Annotated in this window: 20 protein-coding genes, 1 pseudogene and 1 riboswitch; of the genes and pseudogenes, 11 read left to right on the top strand and 10 right to left on the bottom strand. The window is 68.4% G+C overall.

Annotation, left to right across the window (positions count from 1 at the left end):
- The first annotated feature begins 39 nt into the window (after nt 1-39).
- The 5 genes from ACFRAH_RS13320 (at nt 40) to ACFRAH_RS13300 (ending at nt 5,148) form a co-directional block, all read left to right on the top strand.
- Nucleotides 40-1,398: an MFS transporter gene (locus ACFRAH_RS13320; protein ID WP_377991361.1), complete on the top strand. Its 1,359-nt coding sequence runs from the start codon at nt 40-42 to the stop codon at nt 1,396-1,398.
- 69 nt (nt 1,399-1,467) lie between these two features.
- A complete protein-coding gene (locus ACFRAH_RS13315; RefSeq protein ID WP_377991360.1) occupies nt 1,468-2,151 on the top strand; it encodes a GntR family transcriptional regulator in 684 nt (227 codons plus the stop codon).
- Nucleotides 2,148-2,957: an aspartate/glutamate racemase family protein gene (locus ACFRAH_RS13310; RefSeq protein ID WP_377991359.1), complete on the top strand. Its 810-nt coding sequence runs from the start codon at nt 2,148-2,150 to the stop codon at nt 2,955-2,957. The genes ACFRAH_RS13315 and ACFRAH_RS13310 overlap by 4 nt, the downstream gene beginning before the upstream one ends.
- Before the next feature lie 31 nt (nt 2,958-2,988).
- Nucleotides 2,989-4,410, top strand: a complete 1,422-nt coding sequence (locus ACFRAH_RS13305) for an amidohydrolase family protein (protein WP_377991358.1) — start codon at nt 2,989-2,991, stop codon at nt 4,408-4,410.
- Nucleotides 4,411-4,419: 9 nt separating this feature from the next.
- Nucleotides 4,420-5,148: an aspartate/glutamate racemase family protein gene (locus tag ACFRAH_RS13300; protein WP_377991357.1), complete on the top strand. Its 729-nt coding sequence runs from the start codon at nt 4,420-4,422 to the stop codon at nt 5,146-5,148.
- 74 nt (nt 5,149-5,222) lie between these two features.
- On the opposite strand, the gene ACFRAH_RS13295 is transcribed toward ACFRAH_RS13300, so the two are convergent.
- The 3 genes from ACFRAH_RS13295 to ACFRAH_RS13285 form a co-directional block, all read right to left on the bottom strand.
- Nucleotides 5,223-6,140, bottom strand: a complete 918-nt coding sequence (locus ACFRAH_RS13295) for a diacylglycerol/lipid kinase family protein (protein ID WP_377991356.1) — start codon at nt 6,138-6,140, stop codon at nt 5,223-5,225.
- An 84-nt stretch (nt 6,141-6,224) separates the two neighbouring features.
- Complete coding sequence (locus ACFRAH_RS13290; protein WP_377991355.1) at nt 6,225-7,472, bottom strand: MFS transporter; 1,248 nt, start codon at nt 7,470-7,472, stop codon at nt 6,225-6,227.
- 11 nt (nt 7,473-7,483) lie between these two features.
- On the bottom strand, nt 7,484-8,407 hold the full coding sequence (locus tag ACFRAH_RS13285; RefSeq protein WP_377991354.1) for a dihydrodipicolinate synthase family protein: 924 nt from the start codon (nt 8,405-8,407) through the stop codon (nt 7,484-7,486).
- 95 nt (nt 8,408-8,502) lie between these two features.
- Here ACFRAH_RS13285 and ACFRAH_RS13280 point away from each other — a divergent pair, with 95 nt between their 5' ends.
- The gene (locus ACFRAH_RS13280; RefSeq protein ID WP_377991353.1) at nt 8,503-9,915 is read left to right on the top strand and encodes a PLP-dependent aminotransferase family protein; all 1,413 of its coding nucleotides are present in this window, start codon (nt 8,503-8,505) and stop codon (nt 9,913-9,915) included.
- A 28-nt stretch (nt 9,916-9,943) separates the two neighbouring features.
- Here ACFRAH_RS13280 and ACFRAH_RS13275 read toward each other — a convergent pair whose 3' ends face one another.
- A complete protein-coding gene (locus ACFRAH_RS13275; RefSeq protein WP_377991352.1) occupies nt 9,944-10,549 on the bottom strand; it encodes a LysE/ArgO family amino acid transporter in 606 nt (201 codons plus the stop codon).
- 70 nt (nt 10,550-10,619) lie between these two features.
- Here ACFRAH_RS13275 and ACFRAH_RS13270 point away from each other — a divergent pair, with 70 nt between their 5' ends.
- Nucleotides 10,620-11,528: an ArgP/LysG family DNA-binding transcriptional regulator gene (locus tag ACFRAH_RS13270; protein ID WP_377991351.1), complete on the top strand. Its 909-nt coding sequence runs from the start codon at nt 10,620-10,622 to the stop codon at nt 11,526-11,528.
- A gap of 97 nt (nt 11,529-11,625) precedes the next feature.
- Here ACFRAH_RS13270 and ACFRAH_RS13265 read toward each other — a convergent pair whose 3' ends face one another.
- From ACFRAH_RS13265 to ACFRAH_RS13240, 6 genes are all read right to left on the bottom strand, one after another.
- Complete coding sequence (locus ACFRAH_RS13265) at nt 11,626-12,564, bottom strand: LysM peptidoglycan-binding domain-containing protein (protein ID WP_377991350.1); 939 nt, start codon at nt 12,562-12,564, stop codon at nt 11,626-11,628.
- Between the two features lie 3 nt (nt 12,565-12,567).
- Nucleotides 12,568-12,769: riboswitch (cyclic di-AMP (ydaO/yuaA leader) on the bottom strand.
- Between the two features lie 156 nt (nt 12,770-12,925).
- Complete coding sequence (locus ACFRAH_RS13260; RefSeq protein ID WP_377991349.1) at nt 12,926-14,299, bottom strand: NAD(P)(+) transhydrogenase (Re/Si-specific) subunit beta; 1,374 nt, start codon at nt 14,297-14,299, stop codon at nt 12,926-12,928.
- Nucleotides 14,296-14,640 carry an NAD(P) transhydrogenase subunit alpha gene (locus ACFRAH_RS13255; RefSeq protein WP_377991348.1) on the bottom strand — a complete coding sequence of 115 codons (345 nt, stop codon included), beginning with the start codon at nt 14,638-14,640 and terminating at the stop codon, nt 14,296-14,298. The genes ACFRAH_RS13260 and ACFRAH_RS13255 overlap by 4 nt, the downstream gene beginning before the upstream one ends.
- A complete protein-coding gene (locus ACFRAH_RS13250) occupies nt 14,640-15,911 on the bottom strand; it encodes a Re/Si-specific NAD(P)(+) transhydrogenase subunit alpha (RefSeq protein ID WP_377991347.1) in 1,272 nt (423 codons plus the stop codon). The genes ACFRAH_RS13255 and ACFRAH_RS13250 overlap by 1 nt, the downstream gene beginning before the upstream one ends.
- Nucleotides 15,912-16,058: 147 nt before the next feature.
- The gene (locus ACFRAH_RS13245) at nt 16,059-17,327 is read right to left on the bottom strand and encodes a M20 family metallo-hydrolase (protein WP_377991346.1); all 1,269 of its coding nucleotides are present in this window, start codon (nt 17,325-17,327) and stop codon (nt 16,059-16,061) included.
- Entirely contained in the window at nt 17,324-19,021 is a 1,698-nt protein-coding gene (locus ACFRAH_RS13240; RefSeq protein ID WP_377991345.1) for an amidohydrolase, read from the bottom strand. The genes ACFRAH_RS13245 and ACFRAH_RS13240 overlap by 4 nt, the downstream gene beginning before the upstream one ends.
- A gap of 201 nt (nt 19,022-19,222) precedes the next feature.
- Here ACFRAH_RS13240 and ACFRAH_RS13235 point away from each other — a divergent pair, with 201 nt between their 5' ends.
- The 4 genes and pseudogenes from ACFRAH_RS13235 to ACFRAH_RS13220 all read left to right on the top strand — a co-directional run.
- A complete protein-coding gene (locus tag ACFRAH_RS13235) occupies nt 19,223-20,407 on the top strand; it encodes a helix-turn-helix domain-containing protein (RefSeq protein ID WP_377991344.1) in 1,185 nt (394 codons plus the stop codon).
- A gap of 203 nt (nt 20,408-20,610) precedes the next feature.
- On the top strand, nt 20,611-21,939 hold the full coding sequence (locus ACFRAH_RS13230) for an MFS transporter (RefSeq protein WP_377991343.1): 1,329 nt from the start codon (nt 20,611-20,613) through the stop codon (nt 21,937-21,939).
- Nucleotides 21,940-22,045: 106 nt separating this feature from the next.
- Entirely contained in the window at nt 22,046-23,320 is a 1,275-nt protein-coding gene (locus tag ACFRAH_RS13225; RefSeq protein WP_377991342.1) for an ArgE/DapE family deacylase, read from the top strand.
- Between the two features lie 67 nt (nt 23,321-23,387).
- Nucleotides 23,388-23,752: pseudogene (locus ACFRAH_RS13220) on the top strand (HNH endonuclease); the annotation flags it as partial.

Here is a 23,752-nt window from a genome sequence, read left to right as displayed (position 1 = left end):
CCCCTTCCCTGTCCGCACCCTTCCCGCAAAGGAGAAGCTGTGTCTCTCCCAGATACTGAAGCAGTGACATCCCAGACCCAATCCACCGATTCCCGCGGCAGCAAGCCCGGAAAGGACGGCGTGCAACGGCGCACCAGCGTCCGTTGGAAGCTCTTCCTGCTGCTGCTGGTCCTGGTCGCCGTCAATTACATCGACCGGGGCTCCATCTCGGTGGCGCTGCCCATCATCCAAAAGGAGTTCAACCTCGCCCCGGAGCTCGTGGGCCTCCTGCTCTCCGCCTTTTTCTGGACCTATGCCCTCATGCAGATCCCGGTCGGCCTGCTGATCGACAAGTTCGGTCCGCGCAAGGTCATGACCGCCTCCTGCGTGGGCTGGGGGGCGGCAACTGCGGCCTCCGGCATGGCCGGCGGCTTCCTCAGCATGTTCATCGCCCGCCTCGGCATCGGCGTCACCGAGGCCGGCGTGATGCCGGCCGGCGGCAAGCTGAACGCCATCTGGATGCACAAGTCGGAGCGGGGCCGCGGCGCCACCATCCTGGACGCCGGCGCTCCCCTCGGCGCCGGGCTGGGCGGCATCCTCATCGCCGGACTCATCGCATCCACCGGCAGCTGGCGGACGTCCTTCGTCATCGCCGGTGCCGCCACTGTCCTCATGGGCCTCGCCGTCTGGCTGTACGTCCGCGACAATCCCCGCCAGCACCGCGGCGTCAACGCCGCCGAGGCCGACTACATCGAGGCTTCCCACGCCGAGGAGGACGCCGAGGCGCAGCGGGAAGGCAGCAAGGGCAAGCGCGCACTGCTCCCCTACCTGAAGTTCCGCTCCTTCTGGGCCATGTGCTTTGGCTGGCTGGGCTTCAACGGCGTCTTCTACGGTCTGCTCACCTGGGGCCCGCTGTACCTCGCCCAGGCCAAGGGCTTCGACCTGAAGACCATCGGCTGGTCCACGTTCGTGATCTTCGGTGCCGGCTTCGTCGGCGAGATCCTGGGCGGCACCATTGCCGACAAGTGGCGCGCGGCCGGCGCCTCCGCCAACCGCGTCATGCGGACGCTGCTGGGCACCTCCAGCGTCGTGGTGGTGGGCGGCCTTGTCGGGGTGACCGTCGTCGCGGACCCGACCACCGCCGTCGTCCTTCTCTCCGTGGTGATGTTCTTCCTCCGCTGGGTGGGGCTGTTCTGGAGCATCCCGGCCATCCTGGGCGGCCGCACCAACGCCGGCGTGCTCGGCGGGGCCATGAACTTCAGCGGCAACATCTCCGGCTTCGTCACCCCGATCGCCGTCGGCCTGATCGTTGGCGCCACCGGCTCCTACACCTGGGCACTGCTCTACTTCGTGGGATCCGCGATCATCATGGGGGTTTCCGTGCTCACGCTGAACTACAACAAGCGGCTGCCTGTCTAAGCTGGGCAGCAAGCCACAACTCCCGCCCGCCGGGAACGCAAGCCACACCAAGAATCCGAATGGAGCAACATGCTTACCGCAGAAGAGACCCAGGACAAGGAACGCCCCCTCCGCGAGGCCGTCCGGGACACGCTCCGCAGCAGGATCTTCGAGGGCCATTACGTTCCCGGCACCCGGCTGGTGGAGCGCGACCTCGCCGCCGAATTCAATGTCTCCCGCCTTCCCGTCCGGGAGGCGCTGCGGATGCTCCGCCAGGAAGGGCTCATCAGCGACCGCGGGGCACGCGGCGCCGAAGTCAGCACCCTCAGCGCCAAGGACGTCGAGGACCTCTTCGACGTCCGGCAGTCGCTGGAGGTGCTGGCCTGCCGGCTCGCCGCCACCCGGGCCACGGCTGAGGACCTCGGCCGCCTGAAAGGGCTGCTGGACGAGGCCGTCCGCTGCCTGGCCAAGGGAGCCGTCATCGAGGCGCACCGTGCCAACAGCGAATTCCACGACGCCATCACCGGCATCGCCGACAACAACTTTCTCAAATCCGCGCTGGAACCCCTGCAGGGGCGCATGCACTGGCTTTTCCGCCACGTCAGCGACCTGCCGGAACTGATCCAGGAACACCGGGACCTGTACGAGGCCATCGCCACCGGCGACCCCGACCGCGCCGCCGCCCAGTCGGCCTCGCACATCGGCAAGTACCGCGAACAGTTCCCCGAGGACTTCCAGAAAACGGAACCAGCCCTGCACCGGAAGAAAAAATGAAGCTTCTCGTCATCAACCCGAACATCAGCGACGACGTCACCGCGCTGATCGAGTCCGAGGCCCGGCGCTCCGCCTCCCCCGGCACCAGCCTTGTGGTCCGCACCGCCGGACACGGGGTGGAGTACATTGAAACGCGCTTTGAGTCGCTGATCGCGGCGGGCGCCGTCGCCGAGATCATCGCCGAACACACGGCCGCCGACGCCGACGGCGCTTCTGCGGAGGACCGGATCGACGGCGTCGTGGTGGCCGCATTCGGGGATCCTGGGATGCCGGCCCTGAAGGAACTTGCCGACGTGCCTGTCATCGGCATCACCGAGGCCGCCCTCTGCGCCGCCGCACTGCAGGGGCACCGCTTCTCCATCATCGCCATCTCCGACCGGATCCGGCCCTGGTACCGGGACTGCGTGGAACGCTTCGGCCTCGCCGGCCGGCTGGCCTCGATCCGCTCCATCAACGAAAGCCTGAACGGCATCGGCTCCGTGCAGCACGACTTCAAGGAAACCCTCCTGGCACTCAGCCGGCAGGCCGTCGCCGAGGACGGGGCCGACGTCGTCATCCTGGCCGGAGCACCCCTGGCGGGGCTGGCCCGCGAACTCCACGGCCAGATCCCGGTCCCCGTGGTGGACGGTATTTCCGCCGGCATCAAGATGGCGGAGGCCATTGTGGAGCTTCAGTCCGGCCTGCACCGGGCCGGCGCCTTCGCCCCGCCGCCGGTCAAGTCCCGCAAGGGCCTGTCCGAAATTCTCGACGCCGCCCTGACCGCCGCCCAGACGGCGGCAAACGCCGCGGCCCCCACGAACAACTAGTCCCATCAGCTTCCCAGTCAGGAGGACAACGATGTCCCGCATCCCCGAACTCGTTATCGCCAACGGCACCGTGGTCAACAGCTTTGGCCGCCGGCACGCCCACGTCGTGGTCACTGACGGCAAGATCGGCCGGCTCGTTGACGCCACCGAACCCGCGCCCGACGCCGCACGCACCATCGATGCCAGCGGCCAGCTGGTGATCCCCGGCGGCGTGGACGGACACTGCCACGTGGCCCAGGTGACCGGCCGGTTCCGCACCCTGGACGATTACCGGACCACCTCAACGGCTGCCCTCTGGGGCGGCACCACCACCATCATCGACTTCGGCATCCCCCGCGACGCCCGCGAAACCCCGCTTGCCGCCGTGCTCAACAAGAAGGAGCTGGCGCAGGAGTCCCGCTGCGATGTGGCACTGCACGGCTCCGTGATCAGCTGGGACGAGACCGTCCCGTGGCAGCTCGAGCAGCTCGCCGCCGAAGGCGTGCGCTCCGTGAAGATGTACACCACCAATCGCGGCTCCACCATGGCCGACGGCGACACCATCCTGAAGGTGATGCGCGAAATGGTGCGCTTGGATGGGCTCACCTACATCCACGCCGAGCACGATCCCATCATCGCCGACTGCACGCAGCAGCACGCCGACGACGGCAGGATCGGCATCGCGCACCTGCACCGCACCCGTCCGGAACTGGCCGAGGAAATTTCCGTTAAGGAAACCCTGGCCATGGCCGAGTACACGAAAGCTCCCGTGTACTTCGTCCACCAGTCCACGCCCGGCGCAGTGGACCTGGTCACCGAGGCCCGGTCCCGCGGCCAGGAAGCCTACTCGGAAACCTGCCCGCACTACCTCACTCTCGATGACACGGTGTACGGCTCGGCTTTCCCGGAGTGGTACGCCTGCTGCCCGCCCATGCGCAGCCCGGAAACGGTCGCCGCCCTCAAGGAGCGGCTGGCGGCCGGCGCCATCCACACCGTGGCCTCCGACCATTCCTGCTACGACCTGACCCAGAAGCGGGAGCGGACCGACGACGTCCGCGCCATGCCGCACGGGCTGCCCGGCGTGGAGACCCGCATGCCCGTCACGTTCACGGCCATGGCCGGGACCGGCAGCACGTTCGAGGAGTTCGTGGAGGTCTTTTCCGCCGGACCGGCGCGCATCAACGCCCTGCCCGGCAAGGGCATGATTGCCGAAGGCTTCGATGCCGACCTGGTCCTCTTCGACCCCGCCGAACAGCGGACCGTGGACGGCAGCGCGCTGCACATGGGCACCGACTTCTCGCCGTTCGACGGCTGCACCCTGGCCGGCTGGCCCGCCGTCGTGGTTTCCGCAGGCCGCGTGGTGCTGGACCGGGAGGGCTTCCACGATCCGGGGGCCGTGGGCCGCTTCGTGGCCCGGAACGGCTTCCGGGAGCACCACGCCGCCACCGCCGAGCTGTCCCCCGCCGCCCTCTAGGAGCACGCCATGACCGCCGTAAAACGCAACACCCGGATCGGCATGATCGTGCCGTCCTCGAACACGTGCCTGGAGCCGCAAAGCTACCGGATCCTGGGCGACCGCACCGATGTCACCATCCATTTCACCCGGATCCCGGTCACCCGGATCGCGCTGGACAATTCATCGGACAAGCAGTTCGACCCCGCCGTCATGCGCGAGGCTGCCCGGCTGCTGGCGACGGCGGACGTGGACGTGATCGCCTGGAACGGCACCTCCGGTTCGTGGCTGGGCTCCCGGCACGACCGTGAGCTGGTCCACGAGATCACCGACGCCACCGGCATCCCCGCCACGACGTCCACGCTCGCTTACCTGGAGGCTTTCCGCACGTTCGGTACGGAACGGATCGGGCTGTTCACCCCGTACACGGAGGACGTCAACCACGCCATCATCGGGTCCTACGAACGGGACGGCATTAAAACCGTGAGCCACCGCTGCCTGGGCCTGAGCGACAACGAATCCTTCGGCCGGGTCACCGACGACGAGATGCGCCCGGGCTCGCTCGAGCTCGCGGCTGACGCCCCCGACGCGCTGATCTACCTCTGCACCAACCTGTACGGCGCCAACATCGCGGCGGAGATCGAAGCGGGCACCGGCGTTCCGGTGCTCGACTCCGTGGCCGTCACGCTGTGGCACTGCCTCAAACTTGCCGGGTCCCCCTTGCTCGCACCAAGGTGGGGCAGGCTGCTCGCGGACTGATCCGGCAGCAGTCCAGGCAAGACCGACGGCGGGCCGCCCACTGGGAGCGGGCCGCCGTCGAACCTTAACGGGAGCTACATCCGGACTTTCAGCGCCCCCGGGTCCACCCAGATGGACACGCGCTTGACGGTGCCCACGTGGTCGCCGTCGAGCTGGAACTCCTCCTGGTGCTCCAGGGTCACTTCGACCCTCTTGCCCTGGAAGTACTCCGCGGATTCCTTCTTGTTCTTCCTGCGGCCGAAGATGCCGGCCGCGACGCCAAGCCAGCCGAAGTGCCCGCGGGGGGCCAGGATCAGCAGGTCGAGCACGCCGTCGTCGATCTTGGCTTCCGGAAATATCTCGATGCCGCCCATGATCCGGCCGCAGTTGCCGGCCATCACACTGCGGATCCGCCGTTTGACCGGGTGCTTTCCCTCCACCTCGATCGTGGCCCTGACCGGTTTGCCGGGCAGCTTGCGGATCCCCGCCTCAACGTAGGCGAGCCAGCCCATACGGTCCTTCAGTGCGTCCACGGTGTCGGCCATGATCGCTGCGTCGTAACCCACGCCGGCCATCACCAGGAACACGTTCTCGTCGTCGGACCCGTCAAAGGTGGCCCGGGCGACGTCAACCGTGCGGTCGGTGCCGTTCAGGACGTCGTAGGCGGCGGACACGGGGTCGGTGATGTCCACCCCCATGTTGCGGGCCAGCAGGTTGCCGGTCCCCAGCGGCACCAGCCCGATGGGCGTGTCCGTTCCGGCCAGCACCTCCGCCACGCACCGGACGGTGCCGTCGCCGCCGGCTGCAAGAACGACGTCGACCCCCGCCTCGAGTGCCTCCCTCGCCTGCCCGACGCCCGGGTCCTCCGGAGTGGTCTCCAGCCACAGCGGCTCCGCCCAGCCCTGTGTCTCGCACAGCCGGACAAGCGACGCGCGAAGGTCGGCGCCGACTGCCTTCGCGGGATTAACCACCACGGCGGCCCGTGGCGTCGGGGAAGCATTCTGGGCTGTCATGGCGTCCTTCGGCTGCGGCGGTAGGGCCCGAAAGCCCCGGAACTCAAATCGTAACCGCGTTCCCGGGATATGGGGACGAACCCATCAATCCGGCTGATAGTTGCGGTCCAGGACCGAGGCGCCGGCAGCCGCCAGGATGAGTGCGGAGACCAGGAAGAGCGGAAGCTGGGGCTCGCCTGTTATGGCAACGCCGGCTGCGGCGGTACCCGCGGACCCGGCGGCGATTTTCAGGGCGCCGACCCAGACGAAGACCTGGCCCCGGACCTGCGGCGGAGCAAACTCGCTGCGGGCGGCCAGTGTCGCCGCGAAGAAGTACGAGTTCATGAGCCCGGCTGCTGCGTAGGCGGCGACGGCCGGCATGAAGGATGCAGACAATGCTGCCACCGCGAGCGCTGCCGCGACCAGCCCGGCGAACCGGGTGACCAGCCGGTCGGCATCGCCGCGCAGCGGGCGGACCATCACGGCGGCGGAACCAGCCAGGCCGCCCAGCCCGTAGGCAGCCGTCAGGACGCCGGCGGCGGCTGGCTGGACCTGGAACAGGGCGGTGGAGGCCACGGCGGCGATGGGCAGCGCAGCCACTGAGAACGCCACTGTCACGGTCAGGTACAGCGTCCTCCGCAGGCGTCCGGTGACTGCCATGATCCGGAGAGTCCGGACCGGCCCCGGAATGTCGGCTGGCCCGGCTGCGGGAGGGGCATAGGGCAGCAGCCGCACGACGGCGGCAGCAACCAGTGTGGCCCCCGCCAGAATGAGTGCAGCCGCAGTGGCTCCGGCCCAGGCCGAAACGGCGGCCACGACGCTGGGGCCGATGGTTCCACCGATGCCATACGTGGCCACGTCCCAGCCCTGGGCACGCCTTTGGCTGGTCCGGTCCGGTCCGGCGATCGCGGGGAGCCGGCTGCTGATGCCGCCGGTGAGCAGCGGCCCGGCCAGCCCCGAGGCCACCAGCAGGAAGCCGGTGACCGGCCACGCCACCGGGTACAGCAGCACGGCGGCCGCAAGGGTGGCTCCGTGGACGACGCACGCCCCCGCGATCAGGACCCGTCCGTCACGGCATGAGTCCAGGCTCCGCGCCACGAACGGTCCCAGCAGGTGGGGAGCGGTGATGGTGGCCCCGAGCAGGCCGGCCAGCCAGCCGGGTGCGCCGCTGGTGGTGACCATGAGGACAATCGCGACGACGGCCCCGCCGTCTGCGGTGCGTGCCAGCGCCGCGGCGGCGACGTAGCGGGCCAATCCGCCGCGGGCACGGGCGAGCTCCGGTGTTTTCTTTTCCGGTATTTTCTGTTCTGGCCGAGCCGTCTGGCCCTCGGTATCACGGCCCAGGCTGCCCACGCCGCACCCGCTCAGGCACCGAGTCCGCTGAGGCGCAGGGCTTCCTCAACCTTCGCGCGGCCCTCGGCTTCCAGGCTTTGCAGCGGACGGGGCAGGCACGGCGTCTCCACGAAGCCAAGGATTTCGGCCATGGTGGCAGCGACGCGCAGGCTTCCGTGGGCACGGAAGAGGGCCCAGACGGGCTCCAGGACGGCCGAGGCTTCCAGCGCCGGATCGCCCTGGCCGGACTGCTGGCCGGACTGCTGACCGGACTTCCGGCCGGACAGGGCAAGGTCAACGATTGCCCGGGCCGTCTTGGGAAAGAGGCCGGCGATGACCGAATACCAGGCGTCGCAGCCTGCGAGCAGGGCTTCCGCAGCGGCCCAGTCGCCGCTGACGCCCAGCGAAACTCCCGCCGGCACCGCGGCACGGAGGCGTGCGACGCGGTCGGCGGCCTGCCCCGGTCCAGGCGGCGGGAACTTGATTGCAGCGATTCCGGGAAGTTCGGCGATACGCCCGTGGAATTCATCGGAGAAGGTGAAGCCCGTGGTGGCAGGGTTGTCGTAAACCACAATCGGCAGCTCAGCGGCGGACGAGACGTCTCTGTAGAGGCTGTAGACCTCTTCCTCCGTCAGCCGCTGATAGGACACCGGCGCGAGCAGCAGGCCGGAGGCACCTGCAACGTGGGCATCCTCAACGCACCCAAGAACGTCGCGGGTCCGCATGGCGCCGACACCTGCCACTACGGGCGTCCCCTGGGCGGCGCCCACCGCAGCCTCCACCGCCTTGCGGCGTTCCTCGCGACGGAGATAGCTGTAGATGCCCGTCGAACCCAGCACGCCGATAGAGTCCGCCCCGGCGTCGGCCGCCCGCGCGACCAGCCGAACCAGCGCGGCTTCGTCGACGTCATCTCCCGCGAGCGGAGTCAGCGGGAATGCGCACAGGCCGTTAAACACGAGCGTGTCCTTTCTTCCGTGGGTAACTCCCTTCATGCTCACAGCCGCATTGGCCCTAGCATAGATCCAAGAATCGACGATTCAGGAGGACCAAGATGGAGGCGGAGCTGCCGCTGGTTCTGGACCATCGGAGCCGCGTTCCGCTGGCGGCCCAGCTGGTCGGCCTGCTGCGGTCAGCCGTCCTGAACGGAACCCTGCGGCCGGAGCACACGCTGCCGGCATCGCGGCGGCTCGCAGCGGAACTGGGAGTGTCCCGCGGAGTGGTGGTCCGCGCCTACGAACAGCTCTCGGGCGAGGGATACCTGGAAAGCCGGGGTTCGGCAGGCACCCGCGTGGCGGTACGTCCCGACGGCCGCGGCACAGTGACGGAGGGCGTCCGGACCGCTCCCGGAGCGGACCCCGCCGGGACCATTGACCTCACTCCCGGGCGGCCGTCCGGCGCACCGTTCCGCGACCGTGACTGGCGGGCAGCGTGGCGGAAGGCCATCTCCGAGCCGGTGGATGTTGAGCTTCCGCCGGCCCTGGGCATGCCGGCGCTTCGTACAGCTGTGGCCGATCACCTGGCCGCGTCCCGCGGGCTCACAGTGAGCGCCGACGACGTCGTTATCACAGCCGGCACCAGCGACGCCCTGCAGCTGGCGGTGGCGGCACTCCGCGGCCAGGCGGAGCGGCCCCGCGTGCTGATGGAGGACCCCGGCTATCCCACGGCCAGGCGCGTGCTTATCGCGGCGGGGGCCACCGTGCTCACCCTTCCGGCAGGTGACGACGGCCTGGAGGCCTCCCAGCTCGCGGCCATTGATTCCCTTCCTGACGCCGTCCTGGTGACCCCCAGCCACCAGTACCCCCTCGGCGGCAGGATGCCGGTCAGCGAGAGGCTTGCCCTGCTGGCCTGGGCTGAAACGAACCAGGTGGTGATCCTGGAGGACGACTACGACAGCGAGTTCCGGCACCGCAGAATGCCGCTGCCCGCCCTCGCCTCGCTGCCGTCCGGCGCCGAAGTCGTCCTCGTGGGCACGTTCTCGAAGTCGCTGAGCCCGTGGCTGCGGTGCGGCTACCTGGTGGTCCGCGGTACGTCGGGGCAGCGCCTCAGGAATGCCCGGCTGGACCTCGGCACCCCCGTTCCCGGAATGCTGCAGTCCGCGTTGGCCACCTACATCGCCGGCGGCGGGCTCGCACGGCACATCGCCCGGGCGCGGCGCCAGTACGCGCACCGCCGGGCACTGCTGCTGGACCGGCTTGGCGGACGGGCAGGCCTGGAATTGGCAGCCCTCGACGGCGGCCTGCACGCCGTCATCCGGCTTCATCCGAAGGTTCCTGCCGAACGCCTCGCCGAGGAAGCGCTGGGGCTCGGGGTGCGGGTGGTGACGCTGGCCAGCTACTTCGCAGAGCGGACGCCGGAAAACGGCCTGGTCATCGGTTACGGCGCCCCCACCGACCTGCAGCTGGCCCGTGCGCTGGACGTTCTCACCGGGCTGATCGACCGCATGGCCGCCGGCGCACAGCAGTAGCACTGCCGGCGATCGCCTGCGGCGAGCGTCAGTGCCCGGTCGCCAGGACCACGGCCAGGGTGAGCATCAGCAGGGCGACGCCGCCGTCGAGGACGCGCCAGGACGCCGGACGCGCGAAGAAGCCGCTGAGGCCGCGTGCCCCGTAGCCGATCAGGGGAAACCACAGTGCACTGCCGGCGGCGGCGCCCGCGCCGAAGAGCCATTTGCCGGAGTCACCATGGGTGTTGGCCAGTGAGCCCAGCAGCACGAGCGTATCGAGGTACACGTGGGGATTGAGCCAGGTGATGGCTGCTGCGGTGAGCACCGCCGACCAGACGGTCCCCTTGCCCGGAGAATCTGCAGCCTTGAGCGCACCTGGCTGCAGCGCACGCCGGGCGGCGAAGACAGCATAGGAAACCAGGAACGCGACACTGAACCAGCGCACCACGGCGAGCAGGACAGGGGCGCCCTGGATCAGCGCGCCGATCCCGCCGACGCCGGCAAATATCAGGACCGCATCACTGCCGAGGCACATGAGGACAACCGGCAGCACCCCCTCGCGCTTGAGGCCCTGCCGCAGCACGAAAGCGTTCTGGGCGCCAATGGCGACGATGAGGCTGAGGCCGGCTCCGAGACCGGTCAGGAAGGGGATCATGTCTTCGACGGTACGAGCCGAAAATCTTAAAGGCAATTCACTTTTCCTGCAGTTCCATTAGAATTTCTTCATGGAACTCGACCAGCTCAGGGCCCTCGCCGCCGTCGTTGACCACGAAACGTTCGACGCCGCGGCGAGCGAACTCCGGCTCACGCCTTCGGCCGTGAGCCAGCGCATCAAGGCCCTGGAACGCTCCGTGGGCAGCGTACTGGTGCGGCGGCTCAAGCCGGTCCGGCCGACGCCGGCAGGCGAGCAACTTCTTCGCTCCGCACGCCAGCTCCTGCTCCTCGCCGACGAGGCGGTCCTTTCGCTGCGCGGGTCCGGGGCGGCGGACGCGAACGACGGCGGCGCGCGGCCGAGTGCCGAACGGCTGCGGGTTCCGATCGTGGCCAATGCGGACTCGATCGCGACGTGGCTGCCGGCCGCCTTCCGGGAGATCGCGCTCGGCGGGCGGGTGGCGCTTGAGCTGTTGCGCGACGACGAGCACGCCACGGCTGATCTCCTGCGGTCCGGCGACGCCGTCGGTGCGATCACCGCGGATCCCCGACCGGTGCAGGGGTGCACCATCCGGCCGCTGGGCACCATGGTGTACCGCGCCAAGGCCTCACGCGGGTTCGTAGAGCGCTGGTTCCCCGGCGGCCCCACTCCGGAGGCCGTCGCCGTCGCCCCCGTCATGCAGTACGACCGGAAGGACACCCACCAGCTCGCGGTCCTGGCCCGCGTCGCACCGGACGCCACTCCCCCGCAGCATTTCATCCCCGATTCGGTCCAGTACGTCGAATCGGTCCACGCCGGCCTGGGCTGGGGCATGGTGCCGGACCAGCAGGACCCGGAGGACTCACTCGTGGAGCTCGATCCCTCGTGGAGCGAGGACCTGCGGCTCTACTGGCAGGCGTGGACGCTGGAGTCTCCGGGCCTCACGGAGGTGACCAGCGCCGTCGTCCGCGCCGCCCAAACGCTGCCGCCGCACGGCGCCTAGTCAGAACGCAGCGGCCGGTCAGAACACAGCAGCGGCGGGTGCCCAAAGCACCCGCCGCCGCTGCGTGAACCATTCCGCCTATGAGGCGTTAGCGCCGTTAGGCGTTCACGCGCACGTAAGTGGCGCCCGAGAGCCAGGAGGCCGGGTGCACGATGGTTTCGTTGACGCCGTTCATGCCGCTGCTGATCGCCTGCCCGCCGCCGATGTAGACGCCGATGTGGCCGGCGCTGATCATCAGGTCGCCGGGCTGCGGGGAGGAGACCGGCGTTCCGTACTGGTAGAACTGCGCCGGGGCGAGGTCACCGACGGACTTGCCGACGGACCGGAGCGCCTGCTCCACCAGGACCGTGCAGTCCTGGGTGGCGCCGAGCTGCGACTGTGCGGAAGCCACGATGGCCGCACCCACGCCACTGGCCGCCTGGGTGGCGGGCGTGATGGACGCCGAGGCGTTGTAGATTCCCATGCCGGAGGTCTCCGGCGCTGCCTGGGCCGGGGCCGCCGGTGCAGGTGCAGCAGGCACGGCAGGGGCCGCGGGCACCTCCGGCACAGCGGGTGCTGCAGCAGCGCCCGGTCCCGGGATCAGGAGCTGGTCGCCGGGGTAAATGACCGATGCCAGGGTCAGTCCGTTCTCCGCGAGAAGAACATCGAGGCTCACCCCGTGGCTTGCCGCGATGGCACCGAGGGTGTCGCCGGAGACTACGGTGTACGGCGCGCCGGCAACGGCGGATCCGCCACTGGCCGGGGCGGGAGCCACCGGCGCAGCGGGGGCGGCCAGCGCCTGGCCGGCGGCGGACTGGGCAGCAGCGGCCGCGCCCGTGGCTGCCTGGCTGGCGGAGCTGTCCGGCACCTCCGGAGCGTAGGCGCCAGCGTGGGCGGGTGCGCCGGCGCCGAAGAGGAGCCCGGAGGCGACGGCGGCCGCGGCGGCCGGCTTGGCAACCGAGGCGGCGTTGGACTTGAAGGAATACGACAGCCCCTGCAGAGCGATCGAGGTCGTCGGGGTCGCGCGGTGGCGCGCGGCTATGGACTTACGTGACATGGTGATGTGCCTCTCCCATGCCTGCGGGGTTAGCTGTCGGGTTCGGATGGGAGTCACCCGGTCCGGACGTCCGCTGGGCAGAGCGTCTGGACTTAACCCCTAGGCCTTGGCGGGCAAGGCCGGTACTAACGTGGTTCCCCCGTCCCTGCCTGCTGGTCATAGCGAACGGATCCCGGTCAGCGGCAGGGCTCGGCATTCTGTCCGGGAATGCCCTGAGCGGAACCAGGGCACCGGCCGAGGCTATCGCACCCCCACACCAAATGTCACATTTCGGTAACGGCGCGGCGAGGGACCAACTGCAGAAAGGGCCCGCTGGAAAGGAACTGCGGACAACGCACCGCAGGACCCCGAATGCCCCACCCTACAGGGCCTTCACCGCCCCCAACACCTTTGTCAGGGATTCCTTGGCGTCCCCGAACAGCAGGGTGGTCTGCGGCTCGAACATGAGGTCATTCTCGATTCCGGCGAACCCGGGCCGCATGGACCGCTTGAGGAACACCACCTGCCGCGCGTCCGCCACCTCAAGGATCGGCATTCCGTAGATCGGCGAGCCGGCGGTGGTCTTGGCCGCGGGGTTGACGACGTCGTTCGCGCCCACCACCAGCGCGACGTCGGCGGTGCGGAACTCGGAGTTGATCTCGCCCATTTCCTTGAGTGACTCGTAGGGCACGTTGGCCTCGGCAAGCAGCACGTTCATGTGCCCGGGCATGCGCCCCGCCACCGGATGGATGGCGAAGTCCACGCGGGTTCCCCGCGATTCCAGGGCCTGTGCCAGCTCCGCCGCCGTGTGCTGTCCCTGCGCCACGGCCAGCCCGTACCCCGGGACGATGATCACGCGCTGTGCGTAGCCCAGCAGCACCGCCACGTCCTCCGGGCTGGACGAGCGGACCGGACGGTCGCTCACGGCGGTGGATCCCGCCGTCGAACCTCCCCGGAAGGCGCCGAACAGGATGCCGGCCACGCTGCGGCCCATGGCCGCCGCCATCGCCCGCGTCAGGATGGTGCCCGACGCCCCCACCAGCGTTCCGGCCACCACCAGCAGAACGTTCCCCAGCACCAGGCCGGACGCCGCCACAGCCAGGCCGGTGAAGGCGTTGAGCAGCGAAATGACGATCGGCACGTCGGCGCCGCCCACCGGCAGGACCAGCAGCACGCCGGCCACCAGGCCCAGCAGCAGGAGCAGCAGCGCCAGGACGAGCGAGCCGCCCAGCACGACGGCGGCCGCCGCGCCGACCGCGGCGAGCAGCACCGCTCCCATGAGCACCGGCAGGCCTGGGAACACCACGGGGCGGGTGGTCATGAGCTCCTGCAGCTTGGCGAACGTCACGGCGGACCCGGCGAAGGACACCGCCCCCACCAGCAGGGTGAAGACGACGGCGACCCGCACCCAGGCGTCCTCCGCATGCGGCAGTTCCAGCAGCGCCACGAGCGCGGCGGCGCCGCCGCCCACGCCGTTGAACAGCGCCACGAGCTGGGGCATCTGGGTCATCTTGACGCGCCTGGCCACGGGGGCGGCCACACCGGAACCGACCACAATGGCGCCAAGGATCAGCGGAACGTTGTCCAGCCGGGTGGAGAAAAAGACGGTGACGACGGCGACCAGCGCACCGAAGGCGCCGATGAGGTTGCCGCGCCGGGCCGTGCGCGGGGAGTTGAGCCCCTTCAGCGCCAGGATGAAGAAGACGGCGGCGGCGAGGTAGAGCAGCGCGGTGACGTTGGGATCGAGGAGGGTCACCGCCGGGCCTCCGTGTTCTCCCTGGCCTCACCCTGCCCGGGAGTGGGCGCGGCCGGTTTGTCCGGCTTGCGGCCCCGGAACATCTCCAGCATGCGGTCGGTCACCACGAAGCCGCCCACCAGGTTGGCCGTGGCAAGGACCACCGCGAGCAGTGCCACCGCAAGGACCCAGGGGTGCGTGGCCTGGCCGGCGACGATGATGGCGCCCACCAGGATGATCCCGTGGATGGCGTTCGCGCCGGACATGAGGGGCGTGTGCAGGGTGCTGGAAACCTTCGATACCACTTCGAAGCCAACAAACACCGCAAGCACGGTGATGGTCAGCAGGCTGATGCCATCCATCAGGCCACCCCTTCGTTTTCCGATGCCTTCACTGGGCCATCCGCCAACTCATCGGCGAGTTCGGTGTCCGTCACGTCGGCGCTGCCCTCCAGCGCATCGACAGTTGCGACTCCGGGCACGTCCTCCCCGGGGAGCGCGGCGAGCGCCTCCGCTGTGGGCTGGTGCCGCACCACGCCGTCGTGCGTCAGGCAAGCACCTGCTACCACGTCGTCGTCGAAATCCGGAGCCACCGTCCCGTCCCGGACCATCAGGGCCAGCAGGTTGGCCACGTTCTTCGCGTAGAGCCGGGAGGCGTCCGCCGGCATGGCCGACGGCGCGTCCTTGAGGCCGACGACGGCGACAGTCCCCTTGCCGTCGGCGGTGGGGACATGGATGTCCCGGCCCGGAACGGACCCCTCAACGTTGCCGCCGGATTCCGCGGCGAGGTCGACGACGACCGATCCGGGGCGCATTCCCTGCACCATTTCACGGGTCACCAGGAGCGGTGCATGCCGGCCGGGGACGGCCGCCGTCGTAATCAGTACGTCGGCATCGGCAACATGCGGCGCAAGCAGCTGCCGCTGCAGGGCACCTCGGTCGGCGCTCAGCTCGCGGGCGTACCCGCCCGACGCTTCCGCCGTCTCAAGGTCCAGGTTGATGAAAGTGCCGCCCATGGACGTGACTTCTTCCGCCGAGGACGGCCGGATGTCGTTGGCGGAGACGCGGGCGCCCAGCCGCTTCGCCGTGCCGATCGCCTGCAGACCCGCCACGCCGACGCCGAGCACCAGCACCCGCGCGGGCGGGACGGTGCCGGCGGCGGTCATGTAGAGCGGAAAGAAGCGGGGCAGGCGGATGGCAGCTTCGAGGACGCACCGGTACCCGGCCACCAGGGCCTGCGAGGAGAGGGCATCCATCGACTGGGCCCGGGAGATGCGGGGCACGAGTTCCAGCGCGAAGGACGTGACGCCGCGTTCGGCGAGCGCCCTGACCGTGGCGAGTTCGGACGACGGCGAGGCAAGGCCCACGGTGACAGCACCGCGGCGGAGGGCCGCCGCCGTCGGAAGCTCCAGCGGGCGGACATGCGCCAGGATGTCCAGCCCGGCGGGATCGAGGTCCGCGACGATGTGGGCTCCTGCCTGGCGGTATTCCTCGTCGGCATGCCCTGCGGAAACACCCGCCCGGGATTCGACCAGCACCTCCAGGCCCAGCCCCGTGAGCTGCTTTACCGTCTCTGGGGTCGCAGCGACCCGCCGTTCGCCTTCCCGGCGCTCCCGCGCTATGCCCAGCTTCACCCGCCACGTCCTTCCAACGGGTGCAGCGGCGCTATGGCTCCTTGGTTTCCCGAACCTTCGGGGCCCGGATGGACGGAGCGGCGCTGCTGCACGTAGTTGGCTAGAGTCTATGGCCCCCGGGCGCCGGGCGGGAGGGTGACCCGGTACTTAGGCGTTGCTCTTTCCGGCTGGCTCGAGTTCGCCGCGGACCAGCCGGCGGACCACCTCGGTGAGAAGCTCTGCGCCTCGGACCGCATCCTCGTCCCGGGTGAATTCCGCCTCGTTGTGGGAGATGCCTTCCTCGCTCGGGACGAAGAGCATCACCGTTGGCACGGCATCCTTCATGTTCGTGGAGTCATGCCCGGCCACCGTCATGATGTCCATGTGGCTGAAACCGAGGTGCTGTGCGCTGGCGGTTCCCAGGGCCACACCCTCCGGCTGGTAGGCCACAAGCCCCCACTGGTGCGTCAGGTTCAGCTGGATTTCGGTGCGGGAACGGTCCTGGGCGTCGCCGATCCACTTGGCCATGATGTCCCGGGCGCGGGCCAGGACGTCCTCGTCCGGGGAGCGGAGGTCCAGGTTCATCAGCACCTGGCGGGCAATCGTGACGGGCGAGTTGGGCAGGACCTGCATCTCGGACACGGAAGTGTGCAGCATTCCCGGCTCGAATTCCGCGGCCAGGTCCCGCGCTGCCGCAATGATCAGCGCCGCGCCATACAGCGCATCCTGGCGGTCTTCCATCCGGGTGGCGCCGGTGTGCGACTGCGCCCCGTTGACCGTGACGCGGTACTTGCTGGCGGCCCAGGTCCTGTCCACGATGCCGATCTGGACGTCCTGCTCCTGCAGGATCCGGCCCTGCTCGATGTGGATCTCCGCGTAGTTGGCCACGTCCGTCAGAACGGGCGTGTCCGCGGTCGCCTGCCGGTGCCCGGATTCCAGGGCTGACGCCACGGTCACCCCGGCCACGTCGGTAGTGGCCAGTGCTGCTTCGAGTTCCAGCTTTCCGGTGAACACCGAGCTGCCCATCATGCTGGGGGTGAAGCGGCTGCCCTCCTCGTTGAACCAGTTCACCACGGCCAGGTTGTAGCGCGGCTGCACCTTGCCGTCCTTGGCGTCCCGGGCGACGCGGGCGGCGGCATGCGCGGCGGCCAGCACGCCGTAGGCACCGTCGTAGCGGCCGGCAAGCGGCTGCGAGTCCAGGTGCGAACCAACCAGGACATAAGGTGCGCCAGGAACGAGTTCGACCGTGCCGAACTGGTTGCCGGCCCGGTCCACTTTTTCTTCGAAGCCGTGGCGCGCCAGCCAGCCGCCGAACCACCGGCGGGTTTCATGGTCCGCTGCCGTTCCGGCCTGGCGGTCGACGCCGCCGCCGGCCGTTGCCCCGAAGGTGGACATAGCCCTGAAATCGTCAAGGAACTGTTCGTTGGTGGTGCTCATGGGGTTTCCTTCCCGCTCAGTGCTGTCGCGAGTGTTGTCGTGTCTGTTCCGGCGGCCGGGAACCTCTCCGCCCCGAACCGCAGCTGGCCGCCCACCATGGTGGCCAGCACCTGCGTTGCGGCGATCTCCGAGGCGGCCACCGCCGTCGGGTCCTGGTCGAGGAAGACCAGGTCGGCGAGGTACCCGGGCGAGAGCCTGCCCTTGACATCCGCCGCTCCGGTGGCCGCCGCAGAGCCTGTGGTGTAGGCGGCGAGCGCCTCGGCGGCCGTGATCCGTTCCTCCGGACCGTACACGGCGCCCGAGGGAGTCAGGCGTTCGACGAATGACTGCATCACGTTCAGCGGCCGGCCCTCGGAGACGGGGCGGTCCGAACTTCCGGGCAGTATTGACCCCCGGCGCAGCAGGCTCTTGGCCGGGTAGGACAGCTCTGTGCGCCGGGGCCCCAGCAAACGGGCCATGCCGTCACCGAATTCCGTGATGAAGTGCGGCTGCGGAACCACCACGATCCCGGCCCTGGCGATCCTGTCCAGCTGGTCCGGCCGGAGTACGCCGCCATGCTCGATCCGGTTGGGCAGCGAGTTGAGGCCGTAGGCGTCCTGGGCCTCACTGATGATGTCTATGGCGTGGTCAATGGCGTGGTCGCCGATGGCGTGCATGGCAATGGCCCAGCCAGCGCGGTAAGCCTCCAGGGCAGCAGAGCGGAGCTCCTGGGCATCCATCTGCAGGTAGCCGTGGTTGTGGGTGCAGCCAACGTAGTCCTCGGTCATGTACGCCGTGCTGCCCAGCAGCGAGCCGTCGCTGAAGATCTTCACAGACCCCAGGCGGAGCCAGTCATCGCCCAGCCCGGTGCGGATTCCGGCGTCGACGCTCCGCGCTTTCGGTTCTGAAGCATGGCCTGTCACAGGATGCAGGGCGTCGAGGACCAGCATCGGCTGCATCCGGACGCTGAGCAGGCCCTTGTCCCGGGCATTCTGATAGGCCACGAATTCACGCGGGCTGTGCCCGATCCAGCCGCCTGCAATGCCGGCGTCGGTGACGCTGGTGATGCCTTCCGAGAGGTAGTGGGTAGTGGCCAGGTCCAGGGCGCGCTCGATGGTCTCCAGCGGGTACGGCAGCATGAGGTCCTGGACCAGCCGCATGGCATTTTCTTCCAGCAGCCCTGTGGGCCGGCCTGACCCGTCCCTGACGATCACGCCGCCGTCAATCGGAAGGTCCGGGTCAACGTCCTTGAGCACAAGGTCAAGGGCGGCTCCGTTGAGGGTGCAGGCGTGCCCCGACGAATGTTTGATCCAGACGGGACGGCCGCCGGCGGCCTCGTCCAGGCGGTCGCGGTCAGGCTGGGTGCCGGCCAGCAGCAGCGGGCTGAAGCCCGAGGCGACCACCCATTCACCGGCGCCTAGCGGCCCCGACGCCTCTTCAATGACAGCGTAGACGTCCTCCGTGCTCCTGGCTGCGCCGAGGTCGGCCTCCATCAGGGTCAGCCCAAACCAGACGCTGTGCGCGTGGACATCGTTGAAGCCCGGAACCACCGTGCTGCCTGCCGCATCAATGGTGCGCCGGGCCTCGAGTCCGCAGTCAGGGCCCTCGTCCACAGCGATCACTTTTCCATCGTGGATCCACAGCGCCTGCGCCTGGGGATGTGCGGGATCCTGGGTCACAATGTGGGCGTTGCGGATTAGGAGATCGACCAGCATGAGTCCTCGTGGTGTGCGTTGATGTGCGCTTCCGGACCCGCGAAGCGGTTCCCGGTGGTGGTCCCGGCGTCGGGAATCCCGCGTGCCGGCGCAGGCCGGTTCCTGCTGACCCTGCAATTCAACACTGGAAAAATATCGTTCTCAATGGAAAAAAGCCGCCGGTTTGACGCTGGAACTTGGGCAAATGCCTAAAATGGTTCTATGGATACCCTCCCGCCAACCTCCACCGCCGGGAAAGCCCAGGTCAGGAAGTTTCCGCAGTCACCCTCAACCGAACCGGACTGGACCGAACTCATTGAAAGGCTGTGGAAGGAGCGCGACACCCTGGTCAGCGACTTCCTTGAGCGCTTCCAGGCCGTGTCCTATGACGAGGCCCTCGTCCCTGAGGAGGACATCTACCAGACGGCTGCGGACAGCATGGACATGTTCCTGCTGCAACTGGCCGGCGCACGGCTTCCGCCGGACCTGCAGGCCCTGCCGCGGGCCGTGGCCGTCCGCAGGGCACGCCAGGGTGTTCCGCTGAACGCCTTCCTGGAGGCAGTGCGCAACGACTTCCGGGTCCTGTGGAAAGGGCTGGAGCGGGTGGCCCGCGAGGATCGCATGGATGTCCTCGTGGCCAACATGGACCGGCTGCTGGATACCGTCGAGGGCTATGTCAGCAGCATCCAGCAGGCCTTCGCCGAGGAAGAGGCCCTTCTGGCCCGGAACAAGCAGTTGTACCTGCAGCGCCTGCTGACCAGGCTCTTCGACCACGCCAATCCGTCGGACCTGCCGGACATCGCGTCAGCTTTGGGCGTCCGGATCACGGACACGTTCGAGGTGCTTGCGGTCACCGGGGACGCGGTGACCCAGGCAGTGCAGCAATATGAGTCGGACCGCCGGACCTTCATGTTTGAAAAGTCCGGAGCCCTGTACCTGTTCCGGGTGGTCCGCAAGGAGCAGACCTGGCTGCGGAAGCAGCCTGACTTTTCCGCAGGCTACATCCCGAAGGCTGAGGGGCTCGCCGCAGTTCCGAAGGCGGCATCGTCCGCCCTTGTCCTGGCGACGCACCTCTCGCCCGGAACCAGGCTGGGCACCATGGCCGATACCTGGATGGGCGTGGCGGCAGAGATGCTCGAAGACTCATTGCCTGATTTTGCCGCGCCGGTGTGGAATGCCCTGGACAAGTGCAGCCCGCATGAACGGCAGCGCCTCCTGGACGTGGCGTTGAGCTATGGCCGCACCGGGTCCGTCAAGCTGACCTCCGAGGAGCTCTACTGCCACCGGAACACCGTGGTCAACCGGCTCAACGCCCTGCAGGAGCTGATCGGGCTGGACCTGACGGTGCCGGTTCAGGCCGCCCTGGCCCTGGTCTCGATTGCCCGCTACGAACCACCCGCCTTGTGATAATGCACACGCCGCGGCCGAATTGTGGGTGAAAAATGTCATTGTTTAGGCGATTGTCACTCCTCTACGCTCGAACTACTAGCCCGGCCCTATCCGCTAGGCGTCCTCCCTCCACCTCCCCGGCAGGGAACTCACGGAATCTTCAGGCTGCGGCCGCCGCACATGATGCGGGACGGAGCACGCACAGTTCGAAAGGCATCCACGTGGCGACGTCACACTCACTTGAAGGCGCACAAGTTGCGCCGACCATCTCGGGCAAGGATGCAGGCACCATTGCCCGCGCCGCGTTCGTCGGCACCGCGCTCGAGTGGTACGACTACTACCTCTTCGGTACCGCAGCCGCCCTGGTGTTCAACCGTCTCATCTTCACCGATCTGGACCCGACGGCGGCCCTGCTCGCCTCGTTCGCGACCTTCGGCGTAGGCTTCGCCGCCAGGCCCATTGGCGCCATCCTCTTCGGCTACATCGGCGACCGCTACGGGCGGCGGCCGGCGCTGCTGACCACGATCGTCATGATCGGCGTCGCCACCGGCCTCATCGGTCTGATGCCGGACTTCGGCACCATCGGGCTGGCGGCCCCCATCCTGCTCGCCGTGCTTCGCCTCGTCCAGGGCCTCGCAGTGGGCGGTGAATGGGGCGGTGCAGTAACCATGGCCGTGGAACACGCCCCCGCAGAGAAGCGCGGCCGATTCGCCGCCCTGGTTCAGATCGGCTCGCCCGTGGGCACGCTGCTTTCCTCCGGCGCCTTCACCCTGGTGCTGCTGTTCCCTTCGCAGACCTTTGACGCCTGGGGCTGGCGCATCCCCTTCCTGCTGGCCTTCCCGCTGCTGGTGATCGCACTGTGGATCCGGATGAAGGTGGAGGAGTCCCCGATCTTCAAGGACCTCCTCGCCCATGAGGAAACCGCCAAGGTTCCGGCGCTCGACGTCCTCCGTCACGCCGGCGGCCGCCTGGTCATCGCTGTGCTCGCGGCAATGCTGGGCGTGGGCGGCTTCTACATGATCACCACCTTCACCGTCAGCTACGGTTCCAACAGCCTCGGTGTGCCCCGCAGTGTCATGGTCAACGCCACCCTGATTGCCGCCGTCGCCCAGATCATCATCACGGTCCTCATGGGGCGGCTCGCCGAAAAGATCGGCCCAGGCAAGGTGACCATGTGGGGCGGCCTGCTGACCGCCGTCGCAGCGTTCCCGCTGTTTGCCATGATCGATACCAAGTCTCCGGTCTTGATCACCCTGGCCATCACCATCGGCATCGTCCTCGTGGGCGTGGCCTATGCCGTGAACGGGGCGCTGCTGACCGAACTGTTCCCGCCGAAGCTGCGGTACTCGGGCGTGGCCCTCGGCTACAACATTGCCGGTGCCACGAGCGGCTTCATGCCGATGATTGCCACCGCAATGCTCGGAGTCTCCGGCAACAGGTCCTGGGGTGCAGCGCTGATCCTGGCCATCATCGCCCTGATGACCGCAGCCGGCGGACTGATCGGCGAGCGGCTGCGGGTGCAGGACAAGCGCATCGTGACTGACAACTGAACATCACCTTTTCCTGGGGGAGCCGTCCGTTGGCCGGCTCCCCCAGCCGTTTCCCGCCGTCGTACTCCCCCACGGCATTCCCGCCGTATTCCCCGTAGAGGACCACATGATCACCGAAGAACAGTCGCGCCGGATCCTCGACGCCGTGGACGCAGCCTTCGATGCACAGATGGCGTTCACCCAGGACCTCGTCAGGCACCCGTCCCTGCGCACCCAGGAAGGGAGCGCCCAGGACCTTCTGCATTCCGCGATGGCGCAGCGCGGGCTGGAGATGGACCGGTGGGAGCTGGACCCAGGGGAACTTTCCACGCATGAGGGCTTCGGCCCGGTGACCGTCTCCTATGAGGGGGTGACAAACGTCGTCGGCACATACCGGCCAGCCGCCGAGGAAGGCCGGTCGCTGATTCTTAACGGCCATGTCGACGTCGTTCCCGAAGGCCCGTACGATGCCTGGGCCCGCTCCCCGTGGGATGCACCGATCATCGACGGTTGGCTCTACGGTCGTGGCGCGGGCGACATGAAGGCCGGCCTTGCCGCCAATCTGTTTGCTTTCGACGCCGTCCGCACCGCCGGCCTGGAACCTGCGGGGCGGATCCACTTCCAGTCGGTCGTTGAGGAGGAGTGCACCGGAAATGGCTCACTGGCGGCCCTGTTGCGCGGATACCGGGCGGACGCCGTCATCATCCCGGAACCCGAGGAGGACATGCTGGTGCGCGCCAACGTCGGCGTGCTCTGGTTCAAGGTGCGGGTCACCGGCAACCCCACCCACCCGCGCGAGATGGGCTCCGGCTTCAACGCGATCGACGCAGCGTACACGGCCATGACAGCCCTTCGCGAGGTTGAAGAGAAATGGAATGCGGACCGGGGCAGCCACCCCTATTTCGAGAACCTTGAACATCCCATCAATTTCAACTTCGGCGGCATTGCAGGCGGTGATTGGCCGTCAAGCGTGCCTGCCTGGTGTGAGTTCGATGTGCGTGCGGCCATCTACCCGGGCATCAGCGCCGATGCGGCCTGGGCCGAGTTGACGGAGTGCCTCGCCGGGCTCTCCCGGGGACCTGAGCCCATCAACGCTGTCCCCACGAAGACCGGCTTCTACTCCGAGGGCTACGTCCTCGAGCCCGGCAGCGATGCCGAAAACCTGCTGGAACAGACGCACCGCCGGGTTTTTGACGGGGACCTCCAGAGCTTTACGACGCCGGGATACCTGGACGGGCGGGTCTTCGCCCTCTACGCGGACACCCCGGCGCTGGTCTACGGGCCGGTTTCCGAAGCCATCCACGGGTTCGACGAACGGGTGTCCGTGGAGTCGGTACGCCGCATCACCAAGAGCATTGCCCTGTTCATCGCCAACTGGTGCGGGGTCACGGAACGCAACTAACGCTGCCGGTGTGCCGTTCCTTCAGGCCGCCGCTAATAATGTCAGACCCTCGCGTCAGAATGTTTCTATGGAAGCCGTTGGGGGATTCACCGCAGACCGGGACTTAGCGCCCGGTGCCGGCGTGCTGGCTTCCGCCGGTGCGACCGCCCTGCAGAGCGTCCCTGCTGAAGTGGTTGGTGGTGCGGACGCGGTTGATCACGCCATTGCGTGGCTCGAGTCGAACCCCATCACCGCCGAAGACACCGCGCTGTGGGGTTTCCGCCAGTCCGCTGACTTCGCCGACCGGGTCGAACGGCTCTCCCGGAAAGTCGAGCACCTGCAGGTGGTCGCCGCCGGCGCCGTGGACCGCTCCCGCACCGCCGCACTCACCGCAGCAGCCTCACCCCTCGTCCCCACCGCCGCTGCTTCGGGCGAGGATGCGGACGCGGACCC

This window comes from Arthrobacter sp. NPDC056727, from assembly GCF_042790555.1.
GTDB lineage: Bacteria > Actinomycetota > Actinomycetes > Actinomycetales > Micrococcaceae > Arthrobacter.
The sequence above is the reverse complement of the archived record's forward strand: the minus strand, read 5'-3'. Positions and strand labels throughout refer to the sequence as shown.

Bases quoted from the DNA above. Each gene is read 5' to 3' on its own strand.
- ACFRAH_RS13235 (WP_377991344.1), top strand. From the start codon at position 19,223: ATGGATACCCTCCCGCCAACCTCCACCGCCGGGAAAGCCCAGGTCAGG.
- ACFRAH_RS13265 (WP_377991350.1), bottom strand. From the start codon at position 12,564: ATGTCACGTAAGTCCATAGCCGCGCGCCACCGCGCGACCCCGACGACC.
- ACFRAH_RS13315 (WP_377991360.1), top strand. From the start codon at position 1,468: ATGCTTACCGCAGAAGAGACCCAGGACAAGGAACGCCCCCTCCGCGAG.
- ACFRAH_RS13225 (WP_377991342.1), top strand. From the start codon at position 22,046: ATGATCACCGAAGAACAGTCGCGCCGGATCCTCGACGCCGTGGACGCA.
- ACFRAH_RS13310 (WP_377991359.1), top strand. From the start codon at position 2,148: ATGAAGCTTCTCGTCATCAACCCGAACATCAGCGACGACGTCACCGCG.
- ACFRAH_RS13280 (WP_377991353.1), top strand. From the start codon at position 8,503: ATGGAGGCGGAGCTGCCGCTGGTTCTGGACCATCGGAGCCGCGTTCCG.
- ACFRAH_RS13245 (WP_377991346.1), bottom strand. From the start codon at position 17,327: ATGAGCACCACCAACGAACAGTTCCTTGACGATTTCAGGGCTATGTCC.
- ACFRAH_RS13305 (WP_377991358.1), top strand. From the start codon at position 2,989: ATGTCCCGCATCCCCGAACTCGTTATCGCCAACGGCACCGTGGTCAAC.
- ACFRAH_RS13270 (WP_377991351.1), top strand. From the start codon at position 10,620: ATGGAACTCGACCAGCTCAGGGCCCTCGCCGCCGTCGTTGACCACGAA.
- ACFRAH_RS13295 (WP_377991356.1), bottom strand. From the start codon at position 6,140: ATGACAGCCCAGAATGCTTCCCCGACGCCACGGGCCGCCGTGGTGGTT.
- ACFRAH_RS13275 (WP_377991352.1), bottom strand. From the start codon at position 10,549: ATGATCCCCTTCCTGACCGGTCTCGGAGCCGGCCTCAGCCTCATCGTC.
- ACFRAH_RS13240 (WP_377991345.1), bottom strand. From the start codon at position 19,021: ATGCTGGTCGATCTCCTAATCCGCAACGCCCACATTGTGACCCAGGAT.
- ACFRAH_RS13255 (WP_377991348.1), bottom strand. From the start codon at position 14,640: ATGGATGGCATCAGCCTGCTGACCATCACCGTGCTTGCGGTGTTTGTT.
- ACFRAH_RS13300 (WP_377991357.1), top strand. From the start codon at position 4,420: ATGACCGCCGTAAAACGCAACACCCGGATCGGCATGATCGTGCCGTCC.